Origin of the sequence: Mesorhizobium sp. B2-5-11 (assembly GCF_006440835.1) — a bacterium.
GTDB lineage: Bacteria > Pseudomonadota > Alphaproteobacteria > Rhizobiales > Rhizobiaceae > Mesorhizobium.
This window is the reverse complement of record NZ_VFUK01000008.1, coordinates 1-19703: the sequence shown is the minus strand read 5'-3', so window position 1 is coordinate 19703 and position 19703 is coordinate 1. Positions and strand designations below refer to the sequence as shown.

The following is a 19703-nucleotide window of genomic DNA, read 5'->3' as shown; positions in this document are numbered from 1 at the left end:
CCTCAAGGGGGGAGATTGGCAACTTGTCTGTCCCGCGAATTTTCCGACGTTGGGGATTGGCGAAGCCAAAAATGACAGCCAATCTCCCCCCTTGTGGGGGAGATGTCCGGCAGGACAGAGGGGGGTGCCCAGGCGCGGTCCTAACCAACGTATCGCCAACCCATCGAGGGCCGCATGAACCGCGCCCTCGCGCTCCTCCGCCGTCGCCTCGTCGGCAGCATCTTCGTGCTTTTGATCGTCGTCATCGGCACGTTCCTGCTGCTCGAAGCCGCCCCGGGCGACGCGGTCGATGCCTATATCGTCTCGACCGGCGGCGATGCCGGCATGATCGAGCTGTTGCGCCATCGCTGGGGCCTCGACCAGTCGGAGCTGACGCGGCTCGCCAACTATCTCTGGGCGCTGCTGCATCTCGATCTCGGCCAGTCCGTCACCTTTTCGCGGCCGATCCGCGACGTGATCCTCGACCGCCTGCCGACCACGCTGTGGTTGATGGGCAGCGCCACCGCGCTTTCCTTCGGCCTCGGCTCGGCGCTGGGCATCTATGCCGGCGCCAGGCCGGGCAGTTTTCGCGACCGTTTTCTCTCCATCGGTTCGCTGGCGCTCTACGCGGTGCCGGGTTTCTGGCTCGGCCTGGTGCTGATCGTCGTCTTCGCTGTCGACCTGCGCTGGCTGCCAATCGGCGGCATCGAGACCATCGCCTCCGGCAAGGCCGGCCTCGACCGCGCCGCCGACATCGCCATCCATCTCGTCCTGCCGGTCTCAGCCCTCGGCTTCATCTACCTGGCGCTCTATTTGCGGATGATGCGTGCCGGCATCACCGAGGTCTGGCGGCAGGATTTTGTGCTGGCCGCCCGCGCCAGGGGCTTGTCGCGCCGCCGCATCGTGCTTGCCCATGTCGCCCGCAATGCGCTGCTGCCATTGGTCACGATGCTCGGCCTGCAGTCGGCGCAGATGCTGGGCGGTAGCGTCGTGATCGAGAGTGTTTTTGCCGTGCCCGGTCTGGGTCGGCTGGCGCAGGAGGCAGTGGCCGCGCGCGACACGCCCTTGCTGCTCGGCATCATTCTCGTCAGCGCCGTCCTGGTCATCGTCATCAATCTTCTCGTCGATGTCGCCTATGCCTTTCTCGACCCGCGCGTCGGCGCCAGCGAGGCCGGCACATGAGCACGCTCCGCCGCTTTCTGCGCACGCCGGAGGCGGTCGCCGGCGCCATACTCCTGGCGGCATTGTGCGCCATGGCCCTGTCGGCGCCGCTGCTGTTTCCGGGCGACCCGCAAGCCATCGCCGGCCCGGCGCTGCTGCCGCCCTTCCAGGACTGGTCGCTGCCGCTCGGCACGGATCGCCTCGGCCGCGACGTGCTGGCCGAGCTTTTCCACGGCGCCCGCACATCGCTTGCCGTCGGCCTTGCGGCAGCCGCCGCCGCACTGGCCATCGGCTCGATGGTGGGCACGGTGGCCGGGTTTGCCGGCGGCCTCACCGACGAGGTGCTGATGCGCGTCACCGATGCCTTCCAGACCGTGCCGGGCTTTTTGCTGGCTCTGGCCTTCGTCAGCGTCGTCGGCCCTTCGCTCGGCGTCGTCGTGGCGGCAATAGCGCTCGGCACCTGGACCGGGCCCGCGCGCGTGGCCCGCGCGGAAGTGCTGTCGATCCGCGAGCGCGACTACGTTGCCGGCGCGCGCGTCATCGGCATGCATCCGCTGGAAATCGCCTTTCGCGAGGTGCTGCCCAATGCCTTGCCGCCGGTGCTGGCGCTGTCCTCGGTGATCGTGGCAGCGGCGATCCTCACCGAGGCGGCTTTGTCCTTCCTCGGCCTTGGCGACCCCAATCGGGTCACCTGGGGCGGCATGATAGCTGAGGGCCGCGCCGTGCTGCGCACCGCGCCCTTCCTGTCGATCGTACCCGGCATAGCACTGGTCCTGACGGTGCTCGGCGTCTATCTCGCCGGTGAAGGCATCGTTGAAACCACGGCGGTCCGAAGAGGCCTGTCGTGACCGCGCTGGCTTCGATCCGCAACCTCGCGGTGACCTACCGCCGTGACGACGGCGAGGTGGTGGCGCTGAGAGACATCAGCCTCGACATCAAGGCTGGCGAGCGGCTGGCCGTCATCGGCGAAAGCGGTTCGGGCAAAAGTACGCTGGCTTTGGCGATTGCGGGGTTGTTGCCGGCGAGCGCCAGGATTGACGGACGTATCGATTGGGTTTTGCGACCGTCGATGTTGGGTGCCAAGGCAGAACGCCTACCTTCCCGTTTTCTCGAAAAGGCACCCCTCCTCGGCCGCGATATCGGCTTCATCTTTCAAGACCCGTCCGCCAGCCTCGATCCTGTCATGACCGTCGGCAAACAGATCGCCGAAGTCTCCCGAACCCATCTCGGTCTCACATGGCCTCAGGCATACGCCAAGGCGAAGGATCTGCTCGAACGCGTCCGTCTGCCCGACCCGGACTCCGCCCTGCGCGCCTATCCGCATCAGCTGTCCGGCGGCCAGAAGCAGCGTGTGGCGATTGCAGCCGCGATCGCAGCCGGCCCGAGACTTTTGATCGCCGACGAGGCGACCAGCGCGCTCGACACCATCGTGCAGGCCGAGATCGTCGCACTGATCCGGCGGCTGGTGGAAGAAGACGGCATGACGCTGCTGTTCATCAGTCACGACATTGCGCTGGCCGCCGAGCTGGCGGACCGCATTGCCGTGTTCCGGCATGGCGAATTGATCGAACTTGGCGCCACGCAACAGATCGTCAGTGCGCCAACTGAAGCCTACACGCGCGCGCTGCTCGAGGCCCATATCGGCCTCGACGCCGAACCGCTGCACCACGGCATGATCGCATGAGCGTCCCCGTGCTTGCAGTTTCCAACCTTACCAGGCACTACCGCCGTGGCGGCAAGACGGTTACCGCGGTCGACGACGTTTCTTTCGAAATCGGGCCCGGCGAGACGCTGGCGCTGGCCGGACCCTCCGGCAGCGGCAAGTCGACGATCGCCCGGCTGGTGTTGCGGCTGATCGAGCCGGATGCCGGCCGGATCGAGTTTGAAGGCCATGATTTCCTGGCTCTGGGCGGCGCCGGCTTGCGTGCGCGTCGCGCTCGCTTGCAGATGGTGTTTCAGGATCCGCTTGCCGCCTTCAATCCGCGCGCCACGGTGGCGCGCGTGCTTGACGATCCCTTGCGTATCCACGGGCTCGCCTCCCGTTCCGAGCGCCCGCGCCGTATCGCCGCCCTGCTGGAGCGCGTCGGGCTTGCGGCGGAGCTCGCCTCTCGCGCCATCCATCAAATCTCGGGCGGCCAGCGACAGCGGGTGGCGATTGCACGCGCCATGGCCACGAAACCCTCGCTGATCGTGCTCGACGAAGCGGTGTCGGCGCTCGATGTTTCCGTGCGCGGACAGATCCTCGATCTTTTGCTCGACCTGCAACGCCAGGAACGGATCGCTTATCTCTTCATTTCGCATGATCTCGGCGTCGTCAGGGCCGTCGCCCACCGCGTCATCCTTCTCGACGGCGGGCGGATTGCCGAGAGCGGCGATGCCCGCGCCGTCATCGATGCGCCGCGATCGGCTATCGGCAAGGCGCTCGTGGCAGCCGCACCAAAGCTCAGAAGAACCACGCAGGAAGCATCATGATCGACCCCGAAGCCAGAGCCGAGAAACTGTCGCGCGAACTCGATTCCGCATTCCGCAACCGGGCCGACCTCTATCGCCTGTTCCTGGATCAGTTGACCGGAGAGCTGGGCGCCGAAAGAGCCGAGGCGATAATGACCCGGACCATCGAGCAGCGCGGCAAGGAAGTGGCCGCAGCCGCCTTCGCCGCATTCGGTCCCAACGACGCGCGCTCAATCGGCGAAGCTTTCCTGTCGGTCAGCCCGGATGACGGCCGGATGTATCCGACCGATGTCGAACGAGGGCCCGACCGCATCGCCTTCAAGGTGAAACGCTGCCCTCTCAAGGATGCCTGGGTCGAGGCCGGCGTCGGCGAGGAAAAACTCGCGACGCTCTGCCGCATCGCCGGCGCCTTCGACCGTGGCCTGTTCGAGGCGACCGGCGTGCGTTTCGACAATGTCACCTGGACGCCCGGCCACGGCAGCGGCTGCTGCCACATCGCGCTGACCAACCGCGATGCCGGCTAGCAATCGACGGCCTTAGCCGCCGACCATCAGCCTGACGACCTCGTCATGGTTGGTCTCGGAAATCTTGCGCTCGCCGGCCTGGATCCCACGCCGCAGCACGACGATGCGATCGGAAACGGCGAAGATGTCCTGCAGATTATGCGAGATGAAGATCACGCCGCGCCCTTGCGCCTTGAGCTGATGGATGAGCGAAATCACCTTGCGCTGCTCCGGCACGCCGAGCGCGGCCGTCGGTTCATCCATGATCAGGATCTGCGCGTCCCAGTAGACGGCGCGGCCGATGGCCACGGCCTGGCGCTGGCCGCCGGAGAAATTGCTGACCGGCGCGTTCAATCGGCTGACGTGGAAGTCCAGCCGCTTCATCGTCTCCCTGGCGGCCTCGGCCATGGCCTTGCGGTCGAGCACCGGCAGGAAGCCGAACGCCTTGCGCATCGGTTCGCGGCCGAGGAAGATGTTGGCACCGATCGACAGATTGTCGGCCAGCGCGAGATCCTGGTAGATCGTCTCGATGCCCTTTTCGCGCGCCTCCTGCGGCGTGGCGAAAGCCACCGGCTGACCTCTGAGCAGGATTTCTCCGCCCGTCGGCTGGAACACGCCCGATATTGCCTTGATCAGGGTCGTCTTGCCGGCGCCATTGTCGCCGGCAAGCGCCACCACTTCGCCCGGCCGCACGGCCATGGAGAAATCGTTGAGCGCCCGTACCGCACCGAAGTGCTTGGAAAGGTTCCGGACTTCGAGGAGGGGCTCGGTGCTATTCATCCTGACGGGCTCCACTGAACCGGCGCTGCGCCTGGTCGATGAGAACGGAAATGATGATGACGACGCCGACGGCGATGAACTGCCAGAACGGCTCCACATTGACGAAGACCAGCCCGTATTGGATGACCGCGATCACCAGCGCGCCGGCGACGGTGCCGAAGATCGTGCCGGAGCCGCCGAACAGGCTGGCGCCGCCGATCACCACCGCCGCGACGCTGTCGAGCAGCAGCGGTTCGCCGGCCTGCGCTGCCCCCGCCGTGAAGCGCGCGGCATAGAGCGCGCCGCCAAGGCCGGCGCACATTGCCGACAGCACGTAGAGCCGCAGGATGTGGCCCCTGATGTCGATGCCGGCGCGGCGCGCCGCCTGCACATTGGCGCCGATGGCGTAATTGTGCTGGCCGAACCGGGTCTGGCTGAGCAGATAGTGCATCACGACGACGAAGACAGCGGCGATCATCACCAGATAGGGCACGCCATGGAACTTGCCGTTGCCGAGCAGTGCGAACCAGGAGTTCTGTACCGGCACCGTCGTGCCGCCGGCAAGCAGGAAGGCGACACCGCGGGCGACGCCGAACATGCCGAGCGTGCCGATGAAGGGCGGAACCCTGAGCCGCGAGATCAGCAAGCCGTTGATGACGCCGGGCACGCCGGCCACGATCACCGCGGCAAGGATGCCGGCCAGCATGGCCAACGGCAACGGAATGGCGGCGCCCGCCATGTTGGTGGCATGCGCGGCGATGACCGCGGCAAGGCCCATGATGAAGCCCAGCGAAAGGTCGATGCCGCCTGATATGATGACAAAGGTCTGCCCGGTCGCCAAAAGCAGCGGCGCCACGGCGAAAATCGCGATGGATTGAAGATTGAACGGATTGAGCACGAAAGTGGCGCCGAAGGCGCTCCGCGACCAGATCTCGAAACAGATGATCAGGCCGGCGAGAAACAGCCAGGCGCGCCCCTCGGCGATGCGTGCGATCCAGCTCCTGGCGGGATCGCCGTGGTCAGCCTGGGGGGCGACATGCTTCTCGGCTGGCTGTGCTGGTGATGTCGAGGTCATGAGTACTCCGCGGCGCGGCTGCCTTCAAACAGGTCCCGCCCTGGCGGGACCGGCACAGGCTCCTCCCGGCGCACCGGGAAGAGCCAAGCTGGTCCGGACTTACTCGGAATAGAGATACTTCGAGATGTTCGGATCGGCGATGTTGGACTTGTCCATGATCGTGAAGCCGGTGCCGATCATGACCGGGATGGATTGGCCGGTCAGGTGGGCATAGGCCGAGACGACGCCGAAATAGCCGATCTCTGCGGGATGCTGGGCGATCGCCACATCCACAAGGCCGGTGTTGATGTTGTCGACGATGCTGGTCGGAGCATCGAAGGCAACCACTTTGACGGTGCCCGTCTGCCCTGCCTGCTTGACGCCATTGGCGGCGCCCAGCGCCGAGAACAGATTGGCGCCGAACACGCCGACGAGGTCGGGGTTGCGCGCGAACACCGCCTGCAGCTGCGAGGCCGCCTTGTTGGCGTCGTCGTCATTGAACTGGGTCTCGAGAACGGTGATGCCGGGATGGTTGGCCATCTCCTTCTTGAAGCCTTCCTCGCGCTGGTCGGTGGTCGAGATGCCGGGCTTGACGTTGGAGACGTAGACCTTGCCCTTGTCGCCGACGGCCTTGGCAAGCGCCCGCGCCGCGATTTCGCCGCCCAGCACATTGTCCGAAGCGATGTAGGCCAGCGGGAAATCGGCGTCACCCGCTCCGGTCTGATAGGCGCCGGTGCCGATGAACGTATCCACGGTGATGACCGGAATGCCTGCGTCATTGGCCTTGCGCAGCGGCTCGACCAGCTGGACCTTGTCGGTAGGCGCGATCAGGATCGCGTCCGGCTTCTTGGCGATGACCGCGTCGAGCACCGGCACCTGGGTGACCGGATTGAACTCAGGAGCGCCCTGGAAGACCAGGTTCACGCCAAGGGCGTCGGCCGCGGCCTGGGCGCCCTTGCGCATGGTGATGTAGAAACCGTCGGTGGTCAGGCCCGGAACGAGCGCGATGGTGTATTTCTTGTCCTGCGCCTGCGCGGGCGCGATAAGCACCGTCGCGCTGACGGCGAGAGCCGCAAGCGCGGCAACGATCTTCTTCATGACATCCTCCTCATTGTGTTGGCAGATCTGCCGTTGCAAGTGACATCGAATGGCCGTCGTCCGCTTGGGACAAGACGGCCGGGAACGCCTGTTTGCTTTTCGCGGGCAGCTCCTCCCAAGCGCCCTCCAGTCGATATGTCAGCCGGTCCAGCCGACCGGCACGATAGCCACGGTCACTTCCTCGCCTCCGCGAGGTCAGAGAACCACAGCACCCGGCATGCATTGCACGCCAAGTTCACAAACTTGTAACACTTTGCAGAAATAAATTGCAACTCGGTTTTCCGGGTCGCAACGCCGGATTTTTCACGCAACATCCGACTGCTCCACAAAGTCCCGCCGAACTATTGCCTCGACTTCTCGGCGGCACAACCGATTTCGTAAAATCGCCCTCGCGAACTGGAATGCGGCGGCGGGGCGGCGGGCGGCACTATCGCGGCGGCAGGGTAGCGAGGATGGCTTGCGCCGTCTTCGTATCCGTTATCACGGCGTTGATCAGCTGAGCGCGAGCGGCGCCGATGATGGCCGTCGCCTTTTCCGGCGACGCCGCGACACCGATCACCAGCGGCACGGCGCGGAGCTGCGCCGGCGACATAGCGATCATCCGGCCCTCTCCTTCCCAGGCGATCAGCGCGCCATCGGCATCGAAATAATGCCGAAGGACATCGCCGGCCGCATGGACCAGCGCCTGCTCGCTCGGCGTGGCGGCGCTCGCCTCGGGTGCATTGATGGCATGCGGCAGGCCGATGCCGACGATCGCCACATCGGTCCTGTCCCACAGCGCGACGGCATCGCTGATGGCGGCATCACCAAGGAAGACTTCACGCAATTCACTGGAAGGCAGATAGGGCGCATGAATGAAGTGCGGTGTCCCGCCGAACTCCTCGGCGGCGAGGCGGACGAATTCGTTGACCTGAAAATGCGCCGCGTGCTGCTGCATGCCGCCGGTGGCGGCAACGGTCAGCACGCCCGGAATGCGCGGCAGGCCGGCGCGGATCACCTCGCGCACCGCGCGCCCCCAGCCGATGGCGACCACGGAGCCGGCCACCAATTGCGCCTGCTTGAGAAGGCCGCCGAGCGAGCCGGCCAGCGCCGTCAGCGCGCCTGCGGCCGGCGTCTCGACCACCGCTGCGTCACGCAGGCCTAGCCTATCGATTAGCTGTCCGGTGATCTCCTCAGGTGCCGCCAGATCGAGAACCTCGATACGGACGATCCCTTCCGCCCGCGCCCGCTGCAAGAGGCGCGATATGGTCGCGGTGGAGACGCCAAGCTGCCGCGCGATATCGACCTGCGACATCTCCGCCTCGTAATGCAGTTTGGCGACCGTGTGCAGCATCGTGCGCGATGCGGTCGCATCCTGAATGGGAGGGACAGCCAGCTTGCAATTCCTTTCAGCAACGTGTTACACACGTATACGCCGATGGGAGTTATCGCGCAAATCCGGCGAACTCGCAACTTGAGGCCGTCCTGCCCAGGCGCCGGCAAGGTGTGCTTTTCCGGGCAATGGACGGCGCATCAAGACGGCAATTCTCCCCTGCCGGCAGGCGGGCAAAAACTGAACATTCTTGTTTCCACGGGATCCGCGCCCTCGGCCAGAGAGCGCCAACATCGGACAGAGACCATGACAAAGATGACCACCGCGGAGCTGCGCGGCTATCAGCAGATATGCGGCAAGGACGGGGCCATGCTGGCCATCGCCTGCGACCAGCGCGGCGGCATGCGCACCTTGCTGGCGTCGGATCCGGCCGAACAGGCCAGGATCACCAACGACATGCTCGGCGACACCAAGGCCGACATCACGCGCTACCTTGCAAGTGCCGCGTCCTGCGTGCTGCTCGACCCGCTCTGCGCGGTGCCGCGGGTTGTCGAGGAGGGCGTGCTGAACCGCGATACCGCGCTGCTTATCGGCCTCGACGCCTCGGGTTTCGACGTCTCGCCTGAAGGCTATCGCCTGTCGCGCCTTGTCCCCGGCATCGATGCGCGCCGCGTGCGCGAACTGGGTGGCACGGGCGGCAAGATCATGGTGTATCTGCGGGCCGACAAGCCCGAAGCGAATGAGCACAACATCGCCATCCTGCGCCAATGCATCGCCGATTTCGGGCAGGAAGATTTGTTGCTCGTCGTCGAATTCCTGACCTATCAGCTCGAAGACGAAAGCCCGGAAGATTATGCGGCGAAGACCCCCTGGCTCGTCGAGGAAGGCACAAGGATATCGCTGGAGTGCGGGGCAAAGGTGCTGAAGCTTCCGTATCCCGGAACGCCGGAAGCCTGCGCCAACATCACGAGAATGGCCGGCGAGGTGCCGTGGGCGGTGCTTTCGGCCGGCGTCAACCACGCCACCTTCCTCGGCCAGGTCGAGATTGCCATGCAGAACGGCGCCTCCGGCGTCATCGCCGGCCGCTCGCTGTGGAAGGACTGCATCTCGCTCGATCGTGACATTCAGCGCGAAAGGCTTAAGGCCATCGCGGTGCCGCGATTGCGTGAGATCCAGGCGGTGATCGGGCATCACCGGCGCAAGGCCGCCGCCTGATATCTGCGTTGGATCACCGGCACGTGCAGGACGTCATGCCTCTCAGCATAGGGATCGATATAGGCGGCACCAATCTGCGGGCCGCCCGCATTTCGGGCACCGGCGAAATCCTCGAACGTCTGTCCGAAAAGAGCGCGCCAGACCCGCAGGCTGTGCTCTCGCGGATCGCCGGGATGGTGCGCCGGCTCGACACAGCGGAGGTTTCGGCCATCGGCATCGGTGTTCCCGGTCGCGTCGACGCGCATCGCCGCGCGGTCCTGTCCGGCGGCTACGTCAATCTGGCCTCCGTCTCGCTGGCGCAGCGCCTGGAAGACATGGCCGGCAAGCCCGTCGTCATCGACAATGACTGCAACATGGCACTGGTCGCCGAGATGGCGCTCGGCGCCGGCCGGGGCCATCACGACGTCGCCATGTTCACCATCGGCACCGGCATTGGCGGGGCCGTCGCTCAACATCGGCGGATCGTGCGTGGCCGGGCAACGGCAGGGCAGCTCGGCCACATCACTGTCGACGTCAATGGCGAGATCTGCGCCTGCGGCCGGCGCGGTTGTGTCGAGACCACCAGTTCGGGCACCGCGCTTGGCCGTCACATCGCGCGGGCCGGCTTGCGTCCCGACCTTTCGGTCGACCAGCTCTTTGCCCGCGACGCCGCCGGAGACGTCCAGGCGCGCGCTATACTCGAAGCCTGGGCAATGCCTTTGCGTGCCGCCATCGATACCAGCGTCGCCATGTTCGACCCCGGTGTCGTCCTGCTCGGCGGCGGTCTTGGCCGGGCGGCACACAAGGCGCTCGGCCGCGCGCCGGCCCTGGCGCCCTGGTATCAGTGCCCGGTCGAGCCGGCGCAGCTCGGCGACGAGGCCGGCGTGATCGGGGCGGGATTGCAGGCGCTGGCCGGAACAGACAGGGCGACAGCGCCGATTTTGGGCCGTTCTTTTGTCCAAACCGGCGGCGCCAGGCGCGCCGTGCTGGTCAACGGCATCCCGGCCAGCGGCAAGAGCACGGTCTCGCGCGGCATAGCCGACCGCACGGGATGGCCGTTGCTTGCGCTCGATACGATCAAGAATCCGTTTCTCGAAGCGCTCGGCGGTGGCGACCGCGCCTTCAACCGCACGCTCGGCCGGGCCAGCTATCAGGCGATCTGGTCAGTCGTCGGCGAAGCCCCAGCGGGCTCCACATTCATCGTCGACGCCTGGTTCGGTTTCCAGCCGCGCGAGCTGCTCGAGGATCATCTCAGGAATGCCGGTGTCGAACAGACTTTCGAAATCTGGTGCCACGCGCCGGGCGAGGTTTTGGCCGAACGCTATGGCGCCCGGCTCGGCCAGCGTCCCGCCGGCCATCCAGGCGCGGCCTATATCCCCGAACTGATCGAACTCGCCAGGCGCGCCGAACCGCTGCGGCGCGGCCCGCTCTTCGACGTCGACACGACGAAACCGATCGACTTCGATGCCATCATGGCATGGCTGCGAGCGATGATGACGGGCGACGTTTAGAACGTTGATGGACAAGAAGCAGCTGGGCTCGCCAACTCCGAAAGCCGTTTCGCTTTCGAGCTGGCCAGGCCTGCCTAGTCAATAACCGACGGTGAAGCGCTGCTTTATGTAGGCGGGCTTCTCGATCTCGTCGACCATCGCGATGGCGTAATCCTCGAAGGAAATGCTGCTGCCCTTGTCCGAAGCCAGAAGCGTGTCCTTGCCGAGGCGGAATTTGCCAGTCCGCTCGCCCGGGATGAACATGGCGGACGGCGACAGGAACGTCCAATCGAGGTCATCGATGGTCTTCAGCTTGTCGAGGAAGTCGGCGCCCTTCTGCGCCTCGGCCTTGTAGATGTCGGGAAATTCGGGCGTGTCGACCAGCCGCTTGCCGGGCGCGACCTCAAGGCTGCCCGCACCGCCGACGACCAGGTAGCGCTTCACGCCGGAGGCTCGCACCGCGGCGATCAGCGTGTCGGCATCGCTGTCGAGGAAATGCACCGAACTGGTCACCACATCATGGCCGCGGATCAGCTTGGCCAGGCCTTCCATGTCGAAGACATCGCCCTTCCTGGCCGTCACGTCAGGCAGCGCCGCGATTTTTTCAGGATTGCGGGCGATGCCGGTGACCGTGTGGCCACGGCCGGAGAGTTCTTTGAGCAGGCGCGAACCGACTGCGCCCGATGCGCCGATGAGAGCGACTTTTGCCATGTCTTTTTCCATCCTTGTTGGAGTCGGTTGGGGATCACGCGGCCGCGATATGAGCGAGGAGATTGTCGAAACTGCCGAACAGCGCGTTCGAACCGATGAGGCGCGGCGCATCGTTGCTGATGATGGCGAGCGAAGGCACGCCGTTGGAATGCAGGCGCTGGAACAGCGCGCGGCCTCGGCCGACCAGTTCGCGGTGAGCTGTCAGCAATCCTTCGGTTGGCGCCTTCACCAGTTCGCCGGCATCGGCCATGCCGGCGTCGGCGAGCACCTCGGCGACACCGCCGACCGTGACGATATCGCGCCCGTCGACATAGCGCGCGTTCTGGATCGCCTTCAGCGCGGCCAGCCGGCGGCCGGGATTTTCCAGGCCCGCTGCGGTGATCGCGAGGGTCGCGGCATGGGAATCCAGCAACGTGCCGCGAACATTCAGCACGTTGTCCCGATAGGCCTGCGTGAAAACCTGTCCCGTTAACCGCTCGATGCGCTGGTCGTTCGCCCAGGCATGGGCGGCAAAACCGCCATCCATCGGCCGGGCGCCTGCCCCCGAAAACAGGCCGGTCGGCAAGAGCTCGATGCGCACGCCGCTGCCGGACAGTTTTTCGAGCATCGGGCTTGCGCCATAGCACCAGCCGCAGAGCGGATCGAAAAGGTAGGTCACTTCTGGATTGCCCACGATCGTCCGGTCTCCGTTACCGTGGCGTTGGCTGCCCCGTCCGCCAAATGTCTTGGCTTACATGTGGCAGGTGATGGTCTTGCAATAAACGGTGCCCAATAATACAAGCTGTCTGATCTAATCAGACAAAGCATGTGACCGAACTCCTCAATCTCAATCGGCTTGTCTATTTCACCACGGTGATGGAGACAGGCTCGTTCACCACGGCGGCGGACCGGCTTGGCGTGGCCAAGGCCGTGGTCAGCCATCAGATCGGCAGGCTTGAACAGGAATTGGGCGCGACGCTCATGCGGCGCACGACGCGGCGTGTCACGCCGACCGAGGAGGGTCGCCTGTTCTACGACCGCGCGATGATCATCCTGCGCGAAGCCGAAGCGGCCTATGGCGAGATCTCGCACGGGGCGATCGAACCCAAGGGAATGCTGAGGCTGACCGCGCCGCTCGACTATGGCACGAAGATCGTTGCGCCGGTCATGGCCGCCTATCTCCGAACTTATCCGCATATGCGCGTCGAGGCGATTTTCGATGACGCCGTCAGCAATCTGGTGGACGAGCAGATCGACCTCGGCATCCGCGTCGGCTGGCTTGCGGATTCGTCCAATCAGGCGCGGCGCCTGGGCACGATACAGCAGGTCGTGGTGGCGAACCCGACCTTCGCCGCAAGCCTGCCGCCCGATGTCACCCCGCGCCAGGCAAGATCGCTTGCCTGGGTCGGCAACGCCCAGCTGCGCGGCATCGGCCAATGGCTGTTTTCAAGAGAGGGAGAAACGGTTGACCGAACTCAACCCGGTCATCATGTGCGACAAGAGCCCGGCGGCTCTTGCCTGCGTGCTCGCCGGTATCGGATTGGGCGTATTTCCCGACTACAGTGTCGGCGACGATATCGCCGAGGGGCGTCTCGTGCCGGTATTTGCCGACTGGATGTTGCCTGCCGGCGGCATCCATGCCGTTTTCCCTCCGGCCCGGTTCCGGCCAGCCAAGGTCCGCGCCTTCGTCGAGTTGCTGGCGGCCGCCGAGAAGAAACGCTCGCGTCTCGTCGAAACGGCCTGAGGCGACGGAGACAGCCCGCCAGCTCAAGGCTGACGGGCCGATCATTTTGGATCGCCGGGGCGCTCACCGATAGGTCGCGTATAGATCCTCAATCCGCTCGCACGGCGCGGCCGCTGGGCGCGGTACTCGCAGGCGAGATCATATTCGGCACCAGAATGTCATTGCGGCGCGCGAAGGCGATCAAGGTCGCCCGCACGGTTTCCGCATCGATCTCGCCGGCAATGCCGGCTTTGCAAGCGTTGAGGGCGACGGCATGGGCGCCGTTTCGGCTGGCAACGGGCCAGTCCTGCAACACGGCATATGCTTCCATCGCAGTCTCGATCGTTACCGGAAGCCCCATTCCGACCAAGATCGTCACGGGTTCTTCAAAGCGCATCTGTGCCATGATTTAAACCTCCATTCGATGGCAAACGAACCGAAGCATGTCGGGCAGCCTGGTGCGCGAAGACAGGTCGGCGCGGATAGGGCGGGTGCGCCGGTGTCGTCGGATTTCCGGCGGCCACGAGCCTGATCTCGGCTGGCTCGACCGGGCTTGGCTTGAGCACTGGCGAGCCTCGGCCAGGCGCCGGTAGCGCCCTATGCGCCCTGGCGAGCGCCTCGAGCCAGGCAAGGACGGAAAGCGGCGGAAGCGCCCGCCCATCGAGCCAGGCGGCGACCTGGCTTTGCGGGCAACCAAGCTCGTCGACGAGGTCTGCCGCTTTCCACCTCAACGTTTTCAGGCATTCACGCAATTGGCCCACGATCATGTCGGTCCTCTTCCCAACCGGACATCGGTCCATCGTTTGCTGTGGGGCTCCGATGATCGCGTCCTCCATCCCTGGTTGAGCCGCCGGAGCCTTCCGAGGCTGCCGACACATGCTGCGCGGCCAGGAACATCAGCGTCGACGCCGCCGTACGGCGGCTCCAGCCTTCGGACTCGGCCATGTCGAGAACGCGCATCAACAATGGCCCCAGCACGCTCCTGCATTCTGCCTCGTAGGCGAGAAATTCGTTTGCCGGATGCGTGGGCGCCGAAACCGAACCGATACCGGTCATAGTGGTCTCTCTCCAAACTTTCCCCGGGAAGCGCCCGCTCCCACTTCTGGGAGCGGGCGGCCTCCAAGCGTCCTAGAAGTCCATGCCCGCGCCGGCGGGCATGGCAGGGGTCGCGGCCTCCTTCTTTGGCTTCTCGGCTACCATCGCCTCGGTGGTGACCAGCAGGCCAGCGACGGAAGCGGCATCCTGAAGCGCGGTGCGCACGACCTTTGCCGGATCGATGACGCCTTGACCGTAGAGATCGCCGAACTCGTTGGTCTGGGCGTTCCAGCCCCAGCCGAACTCGCTCTTCTCACGCAGCTTGCCGACGATGATCGAGCCCTCGGCGCCGGCGTTCTCCGCGATCTGGCGCACCGGGGTCTCGATCGCACGCCGCACGATCTCGACACCGGTCCTCTGGTCGGCATTGTCGATCGGCAAGGCATCGAGCGCCTTGGCGGCCCGGAGCAACGCGACGCCGCCGCCCGGGAGTACGCCTTCCTCGACCGCCGCACGGGTCGCATGCAGCGCGTCGTCGACACGGTCCTTGCGCTCCTTCACCTCGACTTCCGTCGAACCGCCGACACGGATGACGGCGACGCCACCGGCGAGCTTCGCCAGCCGCTCCTGCAGTTTCTCGCGGTCGTAGTCGGAGGTAGTCTCCTCGATCTGCGCTTTGATCTGGGCGATGCGGCCCTGGATCTCTTCCTTGCGGCCAACGCCATCGACGATGGTGGTGTTTTCTTTTTCGATCACCACCTTCTTGGCGCGGCCCAGCATCTGCAGCGTGACGTTCTCGAGCTTGATGCCGAGATCCTCGCTGATCGCCGTGCCGCCGGTGAGGATGGCGATATCCTCCAGCATCGCCTTGCGGCGATCGCCGAAGCCGGGCGCCTTGACTGCCGCGACCTTCAGGCCGCCGCGCAATTTGTTCACGACCAGCGTGGCGAGCGCCTCGCCCTCGACATCCTCGGCGATGATCAGCAGCGGCTTGCCCGACTGCACGACTGCCTCGAGGACGGGGAGCATGGCTTGCAGGTTGGACAGTTTCTTCTCGTGGATCAGCACGTAGGGCTCTTCGAGCTCGACGCGCATCTTGTCCTGGTTGGTGATGAAGTACGGGCTGAGATAGCCGCGGTCGAACTGCATGCCTTCGACCACCTCCAGTTCGGTCTCGGCGGTCTTGGCCTCCTCCACCGTGATGACACCTTCATTGCCGACCTTCTCCATCGCCTCGGCGAGGAACCGGCCGATCTCGGGATCGCCATTGGCCGAAATGGTGCCGACCTGGGCGATCTCATCGTTTTTCGTCACCTTGCGAGCGTTGACCTTCAGTTCGGCGACGACCGCCTCCACGGCCTTGTCGATGCCGCGTTTCAAATCCATCGGATTCATGCCCGAGGCAACGGCCTTGGCACCTTCCTTGACGATGGCTTGGGCCAGAACGGTCGCGGTCGTGGTGCCGTCGCCGGCGATGTCGTTGGTCTTCGAAGCGACTTCGCGCACCATCTGCGCGCCCATGTTTTCGAACTTGTCTTCCAGTTCGATCTCCTTGGCCACCGTCACACCATCCTTGGTGATGCGCGGCGCGCCGAAGGATTTATCGATAACGACGTTGCGGCCTTTGGGACCGAGCGTCACCTTCACCGCATTGGCCAGAATGTCGACGCCGCGCAGCATCTTCTCGCGGGCTTCGGTATGGAATTTCACTTCCTTGGCAGCCATTGGATCACTCCTTCAATTTAGGCAGCTTTCGTTGACTGATAACTTGGCAAGAAGCCGTCAGGCGGCCTTCTTCACGGTCGCGGTCTGCTCGATCACGCCCATCACATCGCTTTCCTTCATGATGATCAGGTCTTGGCCGCCGAGCTTGATCTCGGTGCCGGACCATTTGCCGAACAGAATGCGGTCACCCACCTTGACGTCGAGCGGCTGTAGCTGCCCGGCTTCGTTTCGGGCGCCGGGGCCGGCGGCGATCACCTCGCCTTCCTGCGGCTTTTCCTTGGCTGTGTCGGGAATGATAATGCCGCCAGCCGTTTTCTCCTCGGCTTCGATGCGGCGGACCAGGATACGGTCGTGCAATGGGCGGAACGTCATGTCGTTCTCCTTCAAGGACAAACAGTTTTTGAGGTTCCTCCGCGCCGGACCGGCAATATCGGCCCGGCACGAGGTGCCGCGACCCTTGTTCAGGCATCGCGCGCGCATATCGAGCTAGTTTTGGAATTTTCCGGTTTCAAGAGGTTGGCGCAAAAATTTTGGCACTCGTCGCACGAGAGTGCCAACGCGTTGTTATCATGCAGGAATTCTCACCAAGTCGACGATTTCACCGCTTGAATTTTGGTAGAGGGCCAACAAGATTATCCTGGCCGGCGCTGCCGAAGCACAGCCGGAAACTGGACGCTATCGAGGAGTTTTTGCAGACGGAGGACAACGATGGACCGACAGAAATTTTCGCCGATCATGCCTTCCCTGACTGACACGCCCGACACCTCGCTTGACCGGCTGCTTTCGCCGGCGAGGCACTTCAAACATCCTGACGAGGTATTGGAAGACGACGCGCTCGACCTCTGGGAAAAGCGGGCGATCCTGTCGTCTTGGGCCTCGGATGCCTGCGCGGTGGAGTCGATGCCGGAACTGCGCCTGCCGCCGGGAGTCGAGCGGCCGGTTTCCTTCGACCACGTCATGGAGGCCTTGTGCAAGCTCGACATCGACGTGCCGGCGCCGCGGTCCACGCCGGATGAATTCCGGCACGACTTCGCCAGGATGAATGCATGAGGTCGTAAGCGAAAGGAGAAACATATGGTGACTGCGGTCAGCAGAGAATTCCGCCTGCAGATGGATGGCTACGGCCTGACCACGGCCGAGATTCACTATCATATGCCTGACTACCCCAACCTGCTGCAGCTCTATGTCTGGCAGGAATACGACCTCGCTCCCGATTTCCCGGAGCTGAAGGGCTTCCTTGGCTATTGGGAAAGCGAACTGGACGGCACGCTGCATTCCGTGCGCGTCGCACATCATCGTCTAATCACACCGTCGGAATGGCGCGCCGTTGACGGCATCGTTGCCATCCATTGAGCGGATCACATTGAGCGGATCAAAAAACCTGAAGCGCGTCGCCTGCAACGCGGCGCGCTCAAAGGCTCGATTGAGCATACCTAAAATCAGAGTTCCCGAGCAGGATGAGTGATGGGATTCGTGTCATCCTGCTCTGACAGCCATCGGCTGGGCCGTCCTTGACATCGCCGCGGAACGGAATTGCTGGGGCGAAGCGGAGCGGCCCCTCGTCAGGCCGGCTCGCTTGGCCGCCTTCAAGAAGGCCTTGTAGGCGGCACGCCCGCTGCGCCAGCCATCCAGCGCATCACGGCATGCACGGCCGGCGGCGCGCCAGCTTGGTCCGCGCGCCCATTTCGGCCATTGTTGATCCAGGCATTCCAGAGCCTCGAAGCTGCTGGCGACCTTGCGTGGGGCGTCCGACAATTCGAGGGTAATCGGCTGGGGAAACCGAATATCGTTCATCACTTCCTCCGTTTTTTGACGTCTTTTTGCGAGTAAGCAATCGGATGGCGTCACCGGCGACCGTCCATCCGTGATCGAGATGGTCAGCCGTTCAGGCCGCGTCAAGGGCCGCCGGAATCTCGACGAGACGTTCGATCAGGCCTCTTGACGCCACGCCCGTCAGTTCCCAGATCGATTCCGCCGGCGCCGGAAGGGCCGGCAGGTCAAGGAGTGCCGCATCCTTGGCACTCCTCGTACCCATGTTGCTCAGCGAAGGAGGATATGGCTATGAGAACCGCTTTCGACTTTTCACCGCTCTATCGGTCGAGCATAGGCTTCGACCGCATTTTCGACCTGCTGGAGAATGCCAGCCGCACGGCGAACGTCGACAACTGGCCGCCCTACGACATCTCCAGGACCGGTGACGACGCCTACCGCATCACCATGGCGGTAGCCGGCTTCGGTCAAGACGAATTGAGCATCGTGCATGAACCCAACATGCTCGTCATCGCCGGCGAGCGTGCCGGAGAGGACAATGGCGAATACCTGCATCGCGGCATCGCCGGACGGCCGTTTGAGCGACGCTTCGAACTTGCCGACCATGTGAAGGTGACCGGCGCCGGCCTCGTCAACGGTCTCCTGACCGTCGATCTTCAGCGTGAGATTCCCGAAGAGATGAAACCGCGCAAGATCGAGATCGGCACCAGCATGGCCAAAGCCAAGGAAAAATCCGCGGCAAAGCCCGTGCAAGTGGAAAAACAGGCCGCGTGAGGCAATTCGGGTCAGGGCTTCCACCAACCGGACGCCGGTCGCCCGGTGGTGGAGACGCAAGCAAAGAGGAGAAAGACAATGAGCGTACGTGATCTCATTCCTTTTGGCCGGGAACGCGGACAGGTGCCCAGCCTTTTGCGCGATGGCGAACGTGATCCGTTCATGTCGTTGCACCGCGAGGTCAACCGTCTTTTCGACGATGTTTTCCGTGGTTTCGGTTCGGGGCTGCCATCCTTGTCTTCCGTTGCCGCCGAGGGCGCACGCTGGCCAAGCGTCGAGATCTCCGACACTGGAAAGGAGGTCCGTGTCACGGCCGAAGTGCCCGGCATGGAGGAAAAGGACATCGAGGTCCTGCTCGATGACGACGTGCTGACCCTGAAGGGCGAAAAGCGGTCCGAGACCGAGGACAAGGAGCGCCAGTTCTCCGAGCGCTATTACGGCCGTTTCGAGCGCCGCATTCCGCTCGGCGTCGAGGTAGAGCAAGACAATGTCGAAGCGCGCTTCAGGAACGGCGTCCTGACGGTTACATTGCCGAAGACCGCGAAAGCGCAAGCGCAGGCAAAGCGGATCGAAATCAAGAGTTGAACCACCTATGCCGGCGGTTGGACAAACCCACCCGCCGGTTCAGGTCGAGATGTTGACGGCTTACACTGCGGACGCCATTGCTTTGCCGGCTGGATTATTTTCGGCGACAGGTCTGTCTTTTGTGCGGTGGCCCGGCTTGCCCGCCCCCCTGGTCGCTTTGGCTTGGCTGGGCTTTGGCGGGCGGATTGTGTTTGGTTTTGCGGGATTTGTTTTTGACCTTGGGCGTCGGCTTTGGGTGTTTGCTGGGCTGTGATGAGGGTTCTCAAATCAGCGGGGGGCCATCAGCCGGATACAAGAACAGCCCGGGGTGAGCCGGGCTGTTTTGCCCTTCCCGAGAGATGGGTGACAGTTCATTCCGGATAGATGGGTTACACTTTCGGCCCTTTGCAAGGAGAGCAAG

Annotated in this window: 23 protein-coding genes and 1 pseudogene; 12 read left to right on the top strand and 12 right to left on the bottom strand. The window is 64.2% G+C overall.

The annotated features are described in order from the left end of the window. Positions 1–174: 174 nt before the first annotated feature. The 5 genes from FJ490_RS23060 to FJ490_RS23040 are packed head-to-tail and all read left to right on the top strand — an operon-like array spanning position 175 to position 4115. Positions 175–1161 (top strand): ABC transporter permease, encoded by a 987-nt coding sequence (locus FJ490_RS23060; RefSeq protein WP_140729263.1) that lies wholly within the window; start codon positions 175–177, stop codon positions 1159–1161. Next, a complete protein-coding gene (locus FJ490_RS23055) occupies positions 1158–1988 on the top strand; it encodes an ABC transporter permease (protein ID WP_140624443.1) in 831 nt (276 codons plus the stop codon). The genes FJ490_RS23060 and FJ490_RS23055 overlap by 4 nt, the downstream gene beginning before the upstream one ends. Continuing rightward, the gene (locus FJ490_RS23050; RefSeq protein ID WP_181165361.1) at positions 1985–2824 is read left to right on the top strand and encodes an ABC transporter ATP-binding protein; all 840 of its coding nucleotides are present in this window, start codon (positions 1985–1987) and stop codon (positions 2822–2824) included. The genes FJ490_RS23055 and FJ490_RS23050 overlap by 4 nt, the downstream gene beginning before the upstream one ends. Beyond that, a complete protein-coding gene (locus FJ490_RS23045) occupies positions 2821–3612 on the top strand; it encodes an ATP-binding cassette domain-containing protein (protein ID WP_140624444.1) in 792 nt (263 codons plus the stop codon). Before FJ490_RS23050 ends, FJ490_RS23045 begins: the two co-directional genes overlap by 4 nt. Beyond that, positions 3609–4115, top strand: a complete 507-nt coding sequence (locus FJ490_RS23040; RefSeq protein WP_140624445.1) for an L-2-amino-thiazoline-4-carboxylic acid hydrolase — start codon at positions 3609–3611, stop codon at positions 4113–4115. The genes FJ490_RS23045 and FJ490_RS23040 overlap by 4 nt, the downstream gene beginning before the upstream one ends. A gap of 12 nt (positions 4116–4127) precedes the next feature. Here the strand turns inward: FJ490_RS23040 and FJ490_RS23035 are convergent, their stop codons facing one another. From FJ490_RS23035 to FJ490_RS23020, 4 genes are all read right to left on the bottom strand, one after another. After that, entirely contained in the window at positions 4128–4874 is a 747-nt protein-coding gene (locus FJ490_RS23035; protein ID WP_140500435.1) for an ATP-binding cassette domain-containing protein, read from the bottom strand. After that, positions 4867–5928, bottom strand: a complete 1062-nt coding sequence (locus FJ490_RS23030; protein ID WP_140500436.1) for a ribose ABC transporter — start codon at positions 5926–5928, stop codon at positions 4867–4869. Before FJ490_RS23030 ends, FJ490_RS23035 begins: the two co-directional genes overlap by 8 nt. Positions 5929–6027: 99 nt before the next feature. Beyond that, positions 6028–7005 carry an ABC transporter substrate-binding protein gene (locus FJ490_RS23025; protein WP_140584091.1) on the bottom strand — a complete coding sequence of 326 codons (978 nt, stop codon included), beginning with the start codon at positions 7003–7005 and terminating at the stop codon, positions 6028–6030. A 427-nt stretch (positions 7006–7432) separates the two neighbouring features. Further along, positions 7433–8338 (bottom strand): sugar-binding domain-containing protein, encoded by a 906-nt coding sequence (locus tag FJ490_RS23020; protein WP_140729264.1) that lies wholly within the window; start codon positions 8336–8338, stop codon positions 7433–7435. Positions 8339–8623: 285 nt separating this feature from the next. Between FJ490_RS23020 and FJ490_RS23015 the strand changes: the two genes are divergently transcribed. Continuing rightward, entirely contained in the window at positions 8624–9532 is a 909-nt protein-coding gene (locus FJ490_RS23015; RefSeq protein ID WP_140729265.1) for a tagatose-bisphosphate aldolase, read from the top strand. A 35-nt stretch (positions 9533–9567) separates the two neighbouring features. After that, positions 9568–11022, top strand: a complete 1455-nt coding sequence (locus tag FJ490_RS23010) for an ROK family protein (RefSeq protein WP_140729266.1) — start codon at positions 9568–9570, stop codon at positions 11020–11022. A 78-nt stretch (positions 11023–11100) separates the two neighbouring features. Here the strand turns inward: FJ490_RS23010 and FJ490_RS23005 are convergent, their stop codons facing one another. Together FJ490_RS23005 and FJ490_RS23000 are read right to left on the bottom strand one after the other, a co-directional pair. Next, entirely contained in the window at positions 11101–11712 is a 612-nt protein-coding gene (locus FJ490_RS23005) for an NAD(P)-dependent oxidoreductase (protein WP_140729267.1), read from the bottom strand. A gap of 34 nt (positions 11713–11746) precedes the next feature. Beyond that, positions 11747–12385, bottom strand: a complete 639-nt coding sequence (locus FJ490_RS23000) for a DsbA family protein (RefSeq protein ID WP_140657204.1) — start codon at positions 12383–12385, stop codon at positions 11747–11749. A 134-nt stretch (positions 12386–12519) separates the two neighbouring features. Between FJ490_RS23000 and FJ490_RS22995 the strand changes: the two are divergent. Beyond that, positions 12520–13435, top strand: a pseudogene (locus FJ490_RS22995) (LysR family transcriptional regulator). 88 nt (positions 13436–13523) lie between these two features. Here FJ490_RS22995 and FJ490_RS22990 read toward each other — a convergent pair. The 4 genes from FJ490_RS22990 to FJ490_RS22975 all read right to left on the bottom strand — a co-directional run bounded on the left by FJ490_RS22990 (position 13524) and on the right by FJ490_RS22975 (position 16546). Continuing rightward, a complete protein-coding gene (locus FJ490_RS22990; RefSeq protein WP_140657200.1) occupies positions 13524–13820 on the bottom strand; it encodes a DUF982 domain-containing protein in 297 nt (98 codons plus the stop codon). A gap of 338 nt (positions 13821–14158) precedes the next feature. After that, positions 14159–14470, bottom strand: coding sequence for a hypothetical protein (locus FJ490_RS22985; RefSeq protein ID WP_224647517.1), 312 nt, complete (start codon positions 14468–14470; stop codon positions 14159–14161). Between the two features lie 72 nt (positions 14471–14542). Beyond that, the gene (gene groL / locus FJ490_RS22980; RefSeq protein ID WP_140729268.1) at positions 14543–16174 is read right to left on the bottom strand and encodes a chaperonin GroEL; all 1632 of its coding nucleotides are present in this window, start codon (positions 16172–16174) and stop codon (positions 14543–14545) included. A gap of 57 nt (positions 16175–16231) precedes the next feature. Further along, positions 16232–16546 carry a co-chaperone GroES gene (locus FJ490_RS22975; protein ID WP_140513826.1) on the bottom strand — a complete coding sequence of 105 codons (315 nt, stop codon included), beginning with the start codon at positions 16544–16546 and terminating at the stop codon, positions 16232–16234. 336 nt (positions 16547–16882) lie between these two features. Here FJ490_RS22975 and FJ490_RS22970 point away from each other — a divergent pair, with 336 nt between their 5' ends. Together FJ490_RS22970 and FJ490_RS22965 are read left to right on the top strand one after the other, a co-directional pair. Then, complete coding sequence (locus tag FJ490_RS22970; RefSeq protein WP_224518916.1) at positions 16883–17224, top strand: hypothetical protein; 342 nt, start codon at positions 16883–16885, stop codon at positions 17222–17224. Between the two features lie 24 nt (positions 17225–17248). Then, positions 17249–17527 (top strand): usg protein, encoded by a 279-nt coding sequence (locus FJ490_RS22965; protein ID WP_140500453.1) that lies wholly within the window; start codon positions 17249–17251, stop codon positions 17525–17527. Between the two features lie 123 nt (positions 17528–17650). On the opposite strand, the gene FJ490_RS22960 is transcribed toward FJ490_RS22965, so the two are convergent. Further along, positions 17651–17968 (bottom strand): DUF982 domain-containing protein, encoded by a 318-nt coding sequence (locus tag FJ490_RS22960; protein WP_140500455.1) that lies wholly within the window; start codon positions 17966–17968, stop codon positions 17651–17653. Between the two features lie 91 nt (positions 17969–18059). Next, a complete protein-coding gene (locus FJ490_RS32795; RefSeq protein WP_181165362.1) occupies positions 18060–18209 on the bottom strand; it encodes a hypothetical protein in 150 nt (49 codons plus the stop codon). Positions 18210–18235: 26 nt separating this feature from the next. Between FJ490_RS32795 and FJ490_RS22955 the strand changes: the two genes are divergently transcribed. Continuing rightward, positions 18236–18718 (top strand): Hsp20 family protein, encoded by a 483-nt coding sequence (locus FJ490_RS22955; protein WP_140500457.1) that lies wholly within the window; start codon positions 18236–18238, stop codon positions 18716–18718. Positions 18719–18796: 78 nt separating this feature from the next. Next, on the top strand, positions 18797–19303 hold the full coding sequence (locus FJ490_RS22950; RefSeq protein WP_140522630.1) for an Hsp20/alpha crystallin family protein: 507 nt from the start codon (positions 18797–18799) through the stop codon (positions 19301–19303). The last annotated feature ends 400 nt before the right edge of the window (positions 19304–19703 follow it).